At 63.6% G+C, this 8,260-nt stretch carries 6 protein-coding genes and 1 pseudogene; 4 read left to right on the top strand and 3 right to left on the bottom strand.

Annotation, left to right across the window (positions count from 1 at the left end; genetic code table 11):
* Nucleotides 1–128 precede the first annotated feature (128 nt).
* Both BST40_RS26585 and BST40_RS26580 read right to left on the bottom strand, forming a co-directional pair.
* Nucleotides 129–895, bottom strand: a pseudogene (locus tag BST40_RS26585) (fructosamine kinase family protein).
* A 41-nt stretch (nt 896–936) separates the two neighbouring features.
* Entirely contained in the window at nt 937–1,566 is a 630-nt protein-coding gene (locus tag BST40_RS26580; protein WP_075549893.1) for a nitroreductase family protein, read from the bottom strand.
* Between the two features lie 169 nt (nt 1,567–1,735).
* Here BST40_RS26580 and BST40_RS26575 point away from each other — a divergent pair, with 169 nt between their 5' ends.
* Nucleotides 1,736–2,701 carry a carbohydrate kinase family protein gene (locus BST40_RS26575; protein WP_075549892.1) on the top strand — a complete coding sequence of 322 codons (966 nt, stop codon included), beginning with the start codon at nt 1,736–1,738 and terminating at the stop codon, nt 2,699–2,701.
* Between the two features lie 5 nt (nt 2,702–2,706).
* Here the strand turns inward: BST40_RS26575 and BST40_RS26570 are convergent, their stop codons facing one another.
* On the bottom strand, nt 2,707–3,300 hold the full coding sequence (locus tag BST40_RS26570; RefSeq protein WP_075549891.1) for a TetR/AcrR family transcriptional regulator: 594 nt from the start codon (nt 3,298–3,300) through the stop codon (nt 2,707–2,709).
* Nucleotides 3,301–3,916: 616 nt separating this feature from the next.
* On the opposite strand from BST40_RS26570, the gene BST40_RS26560 reads away from it, so the two are divergent.
* From BST40_RS26560 to BST40_RS26550, 3 genes are all read left to right on the top strand, one after another.
* Entirely contained in the window at nt 3,917–5,263 is a 1,347-nt protein-coding gene (locus BST40_RS26560) for a PPE family protein (RefSeq protein WP_083156280.1), read from the top strand.
* Between the two features lie 274 nt (nt 5,264–5,537).
* Nucleotides 5,538–6,923, top strand: coding sequence for a PPE family protein (locus BST40_RS26555; RefSeq protein ID WP_083156277.1), 1,386 nt, complete (start codon nt 5,538–5,540; stop codon nt 6,921–6,923).
* Between the two features lie 394 nt (nt 6,924–7,317).
* Nucleotides 7,318–7,746 (top strand): cellulose-binding domain-containing protein, encoded by a 429-nt coding sequence (locus BST40_RS26550; protein ID WP_083156275.1) that lies wholly within the window; start codon nt 7,318–7,320, stop codon nt 7,744–7,746.
* Nucleotides 7,747–8,260: the final 514 nt, after the last annotated feature.

The raw sequence follows: 8,260 nt of genomic DNA, 5'->3' as shown, positions 1-8,260 counted from the left end.
CGGCGGCACCGGGGGGCTGTTGTTCGGCGCAACCGGTGTCAACGGGGCTTAGCGAGGTGGTCAACCACTGAGCCGATACCGACGTCCGTTGGCTCCCGACAACGGATTTCGCGATGCGACCAGGAACCTCAGAGAGCCAATGCGGCCCGGGCGGCGGCATGCGTCTGTCGTGCGTACCCGCCGCCGAACAGCACAACATGCGCCAGTAGCGGGAAAAGCTGGTGCAGCCCGATTCGGTTGCGCCACCCGGGTTTCAGCGATCGCACCTGCTGGTATCCGGCGAGCATGGCGTCGTAGTGCGGGCAGCCGAACAACGCAAGCATCGCCAGATCGGTCTCGCGGTGGCCGGCGTGCGCTGCCGGGTCGATCAGCACGACCCCGGCGGGTGTCCACACGAGATTGCCACTCCACAAGTCCCCGTGCAGCCGGGCCGGCTGGTCGTCGTCGTCGAAATCACCTGCACCGCAACGCCTGACGACACCGTCGATCAGGCCGGGGTCGACGCATCCAACCACACCGCCGCCAGATCGGCCATCGGGACCAGCCGCTCCTCGGCATAGAAGTCGCCCCAGCGTCGGTGCCGCCGTAGCGACATCGGCAGCGGCTGCGACAACGGCCCGAAAAACCCCGGTCCGTCCCACCCGTCGGGCCCTGCGCCGAACGCCGGTGCACCCGCATCGTGGGTGACGGCAAGCCGGCCGCCGAACGCGTGTGCCGCTTCAGCGCTCGGTGTCACCGAATCAAGCCGCCGCAGGGTCAGACTCGTTGCGTTGACTGATACGACCGTGGCGCACGGTACACCGCCGTCGGCATGTGAAAGCCATTGCAGCCCTGCGGCTTCCCAGGCGAAATAGCCGGCGGGCGCGCCAGCATGGCGCTTGACGAACTCGGTCACGCTACTTTCAGATCAATGGTCATCTGTCGCACGTCTTCCACCTACCGAAATGCCCGATTGCCGTATCTGTCGAGCGAGACGACGTCGGTGACCGGCCGGCGCGTCGTGGGACCGTATTTGCCGATCGGCCAGCCAAGAGGGATTACCGCGCACGGCGTGACATTCCATGGCAGCCCAAGTGCCCGCCGCGCCAGCAGCTTGCTCCACAGCGGCACGGTGATCAATGCCGCACCCAGCCCGGCCGCACGCGCGGCCAGCAGCAGGTTCTGCACCGCCGGATAAATGGAACCGTAAGAGCTGCTCGTCGCCACCGACGGCCAGGGCGGAATGACGCCCCTGAGGCAGGCGACAATGACGACGGGGATCTCCTCGAAATGGTCGGCCTGCCATCGCACGGCCTTTTGCAGCCGAAGCATCTTCGCGTCACCGCGGCGTTCGAAGGAACGCTTGTACATCGGGCTGACGAGGTTCATGGCTCTGCGGTTCAAACGGCCCAGTTTCGCGACTGTTTCGCGATCCTTAACGACGATGAACTCCCAATTTTGCGCGTTGGAACCGGTCGGCGCCTTCATGGCCAGCTCGAGTAGATGGAGCACGAGGCTGTCGTCGACCGGATCGCTTTTGAGCCGCCGGATGGCACGCTGAGTACGCATCGCCTCTTCGAGGGGCATTGTCAAGGGCTCTTGATGCGCTGTCATGACCACAATTCAACACGGCCGACCCAGGATGCGATGCCGCCGCACCGGCATCGTCATAGAGTGGCCGCGTGGTTGTGTTGCCCTGGCGAAGACGGCCGCCATCGCCTCATCGATGCCGGACAGGGAAAGGGCCGACCGCCCGATGACCCGAGTCGAGATCGCTGTCGTCGGTGTGCACGTCCTCGACACCCATGTCCTCGGCATCACGTCCATTCCCGAGGGGTCGCAGGGCCAGCTCGTCCCGACGATCAAGATTTCCCCCGCAGGCACCGCGGGCGGCACGGCCGTCGTTCTGCGCCGGCTCGGGGCAACAGTCCATTCCTTCGGCGCGGTCGGCGCCGACGCGATGGGCGACGCCCTGCTGGCGATGCTGCGCCGTGAAGGGGTCGACGTCGGTGGGCTGGTTCGGACCACGACGGCCCAGACCTCGGCGTCGGTCATCCCGGTGCGCCCTAATGGTGACCGACCGGCCTGGCATTGCGTGGGCGCCAATGCCATGTTTCGGCTCGAAGACCTCAACCTGGACGAGGTGATCCGGTCGTCGCACCTTCACCTGGGCGGTCCCGAGTTTCTCGGGGGTCCGGCGGCCGGCGAGCTGTTGCAGTATGCAAAAAGCAACGGGCTCAGCACATCTGTGGACATTCTCGCGCCAGGGGACCCCGGGCTGCTGCAGTGGATCGCCGACGTCCTGCCACATACCGACTATCTGTTGCCCAACGACGAACAGGTGCTAGGTTTCACCGGCGCGGCTGACGTCGTAATCGGCGCACGTCGTCTGCTGGCTACAGGTGCCGGCTGCGTGGCGGTGACCCGGGGAAGCAAAGGCGCCGTAGTCGTTTCGGATGCAGAAACTGTCGAAGTGCCCGCGTTTGCAATTGATGTGGTGGACACCACCGGTTGCGGTGACGCGTTCTCGGCCGGATTCATCCTCGGGCGCGCGCTCGGGCGCGACCTTCGAGAAGCGGCTCGCCTCGGATGCGCTACCGCAGCGCACGTCGCCACCGGAATCGGAACCGACGCCGGCGCATACGATCTCGATCTGGTCGAAGCGTTCGCCAGCGGCGATGACAGCGGGAGTCCTCGTCGCACATCGAGAAGGTCAGAATAACGTGATCAGTTGTCCTTGATGGTCACGGAAACGCGCGGCGTCGGGTCGTCATCGCCGTGGGGGAGCCGCTGCCATGCGGCATCGACCAACGGCTGTAGAAACAGCTCGCCCATGAGCCGCACCAGCACGTCGATCGCTTGCTTTGATTCGTGACGTTCGGTGGAGGCCACTCCGCTTCCACGCAGTTCGGTAACCTCACGGCGAACGTTGTCGATCAACACGTCGAGCAGCGGTATCGGCTCATTCTTTTCTAATTCGAATGCCTCTCGACGGATGTAGTTGAGCACCGGCGGGTTTTCGGCCAGCATGCGCTGGACCGCCTCCCGCCGGGCGGTTGCCGCCGCCGCGGGGCCTTCCTGATTGTCTACTCCGGCAACCGCTTGCCAGAAATACTCCGCGACCAGCTCGTCGACGGCCTGGCGAAGCCCGGCCTTGGTCTTGAAATGGTGCTGGACCAGTCCCAGCGTCACCCCGGCCTCGGCCGCGATCGCCCGCAACGACACCCGGTCCTCGCCGTACTGCGCGTACAGATCCAACGCCGCGTTTCGGATCCGGGCCTTGGCGGTCAGGTCGTCGTTTGTCGCCCGGGGATTCTGCACACCGGACCTCCTTCGAATGCAGTCGCAGGAATCGTACCTAGACCGCGGAGGGGCTCGGCGCTTAACAGCTATTTAGCCGCGGCGCCTCGGTTCGAACGCCATGAGCACGTAGTCGGTCGCGACTGTCTCCGCCGCCGTGGTCCGTTGATCCAATGACGAGTCGCACCCCGGACCCATCCGCCTAACCGCAACCCGCCTGGCCGTGCGCTGCAGGCACAATCGAGGCGAGGACGACGACCAACCCAGCTCTCACGCGAACCCAACCTAGTCTTGACCGAATGATTGACTTATGCAACAGTATCCAGTACGTCTGTACTGTAAACAATACGTCCGTATGCGATCGTTCGATCGGATATTCACCCAGCTTGGGGTCCGGCCAGTGGTCCCGGAAGGGGTTTGTGGTGGTGGCGTTGCGGGTGGTTCCTGAAGGGTTGGCGGCTGCGATGATTGCAGCGCCCGATCCGGTGTCTAGCGCCATGGCCGTCCAGCAGCTCGCGACGGCCACCCACGGTGCTCGACAGCCGAGCCGGCCAGGGGCGGGCAGCAAGGCCGAGCCACGTGATGACACCGGCGACGGCGTGGCGGCGACATCCCGCGGCGTCCATGGAGGGGCGGCATGACCGCGGCGGTGTGGATGGCCTCGCCGCCGGAAGTGCACTCGGTGTTGCTGTGCGCCGGTCCCGGACCGACCTCACTGGTAGCCGCCGCCACCGGATGGTCCTCGCTCAGCGCCGAATACGCCTCGGCGGCCGACGAACTCACCCTGACATTGGCAGCACTTCACGCCGGAGCCTGGCAAGGCCCCAGCGCCGAAATCTGCCTCGCCGCCTACACGCCGTATCTGGCATGGCTGATCCAAGCCAGCACCGACAGCGCCGCCACCGCCACCGCCCATACGACCGCCGCCACCGCCTACCTCAGTGCGCTAGCAGCCATGCCCACCCTGGGCGAGCTGGCCGCCAACCACGCCACCCACACCGTGCTGCTAGCAACAAACTTCTTCGGCATCAACACCATCCCCATCGCCCTCAACGAAGCCGACTACGCACGAATGTGGATCCAAGCCGCCACCACAATGAGCGCCTACGAAGCACTCACCACCACCACAGTGACCACCGCACCCCACACCCCACCAGCACCACCAATCCTCAAAACCAACGCCGACGAAGCCGCCAACCTCGCCCAAACCCTCACACCATTCCCATGGACGGAAATAATAGAGTTTCTGGAGAAAGTGGCGAGCGGCTATGAAATTGCATTAGCAGTGCTCTTGTACTGCGCGGAACAGATTGCATATGGTTTTTCGGCTGTAATCAATGACATCATCGCGGGCAATTTCGCCGCGGCCGGTGTGGCATTATTTCTCATGATCGTCTACGGGATAACTATTGTTAATCTGATTTTAGCTACTGCTTTCCTATTTATTCCGCTGATGATTCCAGTTACCATCGTGGGTCTTACAGAGATTGTTGCCGAGTGGATTATCGGGAATATCTTTGCAATATTAACGGGTCCCGCTGCGACGGCAGCGATGCTGGGGGCTCTTGCCCCGCAACTGGGCGGGGTGGCTGGTGCGGCCGCCGTGGCTGGTGCCGCCGCCGCGGCGGCTGCACCGCCGGCTTGTGTGGTGACTGCGCCGCTGTCTGCCCTGGGTAGCGTCAGCATGGCTGCAACGGCGGTGAGCGGTTCTGGTGCGGTTTCACCAGCCCCGTTGGTGAACACGGTGACCACCAACGGGGCTGCGAGCCAATCGTCGCTGCTGGCTTCCGATCGCGGTGCCGAGCGCCTCGGATTTGTCGATACCGCACCCAGGACCAGCGTGACCCAGCCCGGGGGTTTGATGACGTTGGGGGATGAGCCCGGTGGCGCTGCGCGTATGCCAATACCGCCGGCTGGCTGGAATGCGGATTTTGCCGATACCGAAAGTAGCAGACAAATTCAGCAACTGAAATTTTCCAGATAAGTGGGCTGCGGCGAAGTCGTGGCTCATGAGCTGGCCAGTGGTCTGGGAAGGGGTTTGTGGTGGTGGCGTTGCGGGTGGTTCCTGAAGGGTTGGCGGCTGCGATGATTGCAGCGCCCGATCCGGTGTCTAGCGCCATGGCCGTCCAGCAGCTCGCGACGGCCACCCACGGTGCTCGACAGCCGAGCCGGCCAGGGGCGGGCAGCAAGGCCGAGCCACGTGATGACACCGGCGACGGCGTGGCGGCGACATCCCGCGGCGTCCATGGAGGGGCGGCATGACCGCGGCGGTGTGGATGGCCTCGCCGCCGGAAGTGCACTCGGCGTTGCTGTGCGCCGGTCCCGGACCGACCTCACTGGTAGCCGCCGCCACCGGATGGTCCTCGCTCAGCGCCGAATACGCCTCGGCGGCCGACGAACTCACCCTGACATTGGCAGCGCTTCACGCCGGAGCCTGGCAAGGCCCCAGCGCCGAAATCTGCCTGGCCGCCTACACGCCGTATCTGGCATGGCTGATCCAAGCCAGCACCGACAGCGCCGCCACCGCCACCGCCCATGCGACCGCCGCCACCGCCTACCTCAGTGCGCTAGCAGCCATGCCCACCCTGGGCGAGCTGGCCGCCAACCACGCCACCCACACCGTGCTGCTAGCAACGAACTTCTTCGGCATCAACACCATCCCCGTCGCCCTCAACGAAGCCGACTACGCACGAATGTGGATCCAAGCCGCCACCACAATGAGCGCCTACGAAGCACTCACCACCACCACAGTGACCACCGCACCCCACACCCCACCAGCACCACCAATCCTCAAAACCAACGCCGACGAAGCCGCCAACCTCGCCACCACCACCGTCCAAACCCTCGCCTCAACCCCATGGGTGGAGATCATCCTCGAGCTACTACTGCTAATACCGAAAATGATCCTTGAATTCATCGCGGGGATGGTCGTCGCAACAATTTTTGTGCCAATATTTGGTGCCTTAATCCTTTTTGAGCTCTTCGCGCTTTCAATTGGCGTGGCCTTCATCGCATATCTGTTCTTGACATTCCACTTCAGCACGGCTTTCACCATGGTCTTGTACTTAAGCATCCTCGAGGTTTCGCTAGCAATTACATTCCTTGCAATCGGCATTATCCTTCTCTTTCCCATCGCGTGGCCCCTGAGCGCAGTTGTTAACGTGGTCGGACAGATCATCGGGAATGTGTTTGGCATGGCGGTGGGGCCGCTGGCCGGGGCTGCTGCGGGCGCAGCGGTTGCTGGACTCGCCCCGAGTCTGGGCGCGACAGCGGCAGGGATCGCGGCCCCGACGGCTGGTGTGGCTGCGGCGCCGATCGCGGCCGTCGCCGTCGACAGTGTGGCGGCGCCGACACCGGGTTGCGGCGTGGATTCGCACGCGCGGCTGGTATCGGCGGTGGCCGCGGATGGGGCTGCGGATCAGTCGTCGGCGTTGGCTTCCGACCGCGGCGCTGACGCCTTCGGCTTCGCCGGCACTGCACATCACGGCAGCCCGATTCGGCCCGGTGGCTTGATGACGTTGGGTGACGAATTCGGCGGTGCAGCGCAAGTGCCGATGGCGCCGGCGAGCTGGAATACGCCGGCCCTGGGCGCCGCCGGTGAGCCGGAAGCCCGCGCTGCCGAGACGCTGCTGAGCAACTGCTGACACCACCGATTATTGACAGCGGCGAAAGAGTCTGGCCGACAGCATTATTCAGAGCTGGCACGTCAGAGACGGGCCACAGGAAAGGTCGCCCTGAGCGGTGTCCTGTTCTCTCGGCAACCAACAGTGGAGGAGGACCCGCACGACACCATGGGGAGTTCCTGATCCATCGGCATCCACGGACAAACGGTGTCGCGACGAATTTGGCCTGCACACCGGGTAGGGCAGGGGCAGTCCACTTCGACACCCGTTTGCACAGCAGCACAAGGGCGCTACACCCGTATATGGAGACCACGACCAGTCGAAGATTTCATGACGGTTTCGGTTGAGCAAAGTTACTGCAGCTTGCTCGCGATGCCAGGGCGATATCGCCTGTTTGGTTTTAGTGTTGACTGCTATGGCCGAAGTGAAGAATTGCGTGAAGCGCTGGCGCACAGCGCTTCACGTATCCGTGTCGGCTCTGATAGTTGCCGCCCTCGGACTCGCCGTCACCCCCGCAGCTCAGGCGGCTGCGGCGACGGCGACATTGTCGGTCGAACATACGTGGCAGACCGGTTTCATCGCTCGCTTCGCCATCACCAACTCGAGCATGGTGCCGCTTGCCGATTGGAAGCTTGAATTCGACATGCCGATGGGACAATCCGTCTCGCACACGTGGAACAGCACCGTCACCCAGTCTGGCACGCACTATGTTCTCATCCCTGCGAATTGGAATCGCGTTATTGCACCTGGTGGTTCGGCAACAGGCGGTTTCAGAGGCGTGCTGAGCGGTTCCTACTCGCCACCGTCAAATTGTCTGCTCAATGGGCAATATCCATGCAGCTAGAAGACGACGGAGCACTGAGGCTCGACGGCTCCGACCGTGCGGCCAATGCCGCATAGGTTCAGTGGTGGACATGCCGGTCCCACTTCAGCCGCACTGCTGTCTAAATGGCACAAATCTGGGGGAGACCGAGCGGACACTACCCGCCGCGCCAATGGTGTCCGGGCAACCCCAAACAGCCGCCCTATATCGTGAACCCGTTCATCGACTGGGACTGCAGCGTCTGCCACACCTGGTACCCGGCCAACTACGGCATGGGCAACGTCACCTCGCAGGGCATGCCGATCACGATCTGGGACGGCGACGATCCGCCTATTGAGGCGATCACCATCAGGCAGTGCCGCCGATCAGCTTCATGTGCCCCTAGCGGTAGACGGGAGCAGCGCCAAGAAGGGCACCCGTCCGGGTAACCGATGCGGTTATCTGGGTGCCCTTTTAGCGGCTCTTCACAATCGAGGGTGTAGTTGGGGTCTGAATCCACCGGTTTCCAGTAGCGATCTGGCAATGTAGTTGGTGA

Origin of the sequence: Mycobacterium persicum, from assembly GCF_002086675.1 — a bacterium.
Taxonomy (GTDB): Bacteria; Actinomycetota; Actinomycetes; order Mycobacteriales; family Mycobacteriaceae; genus Mycobacterium; species Mycobacterium persicum.
This window is presented reverse-complemented; position numbering and strand designations above follow the sequence as displayed.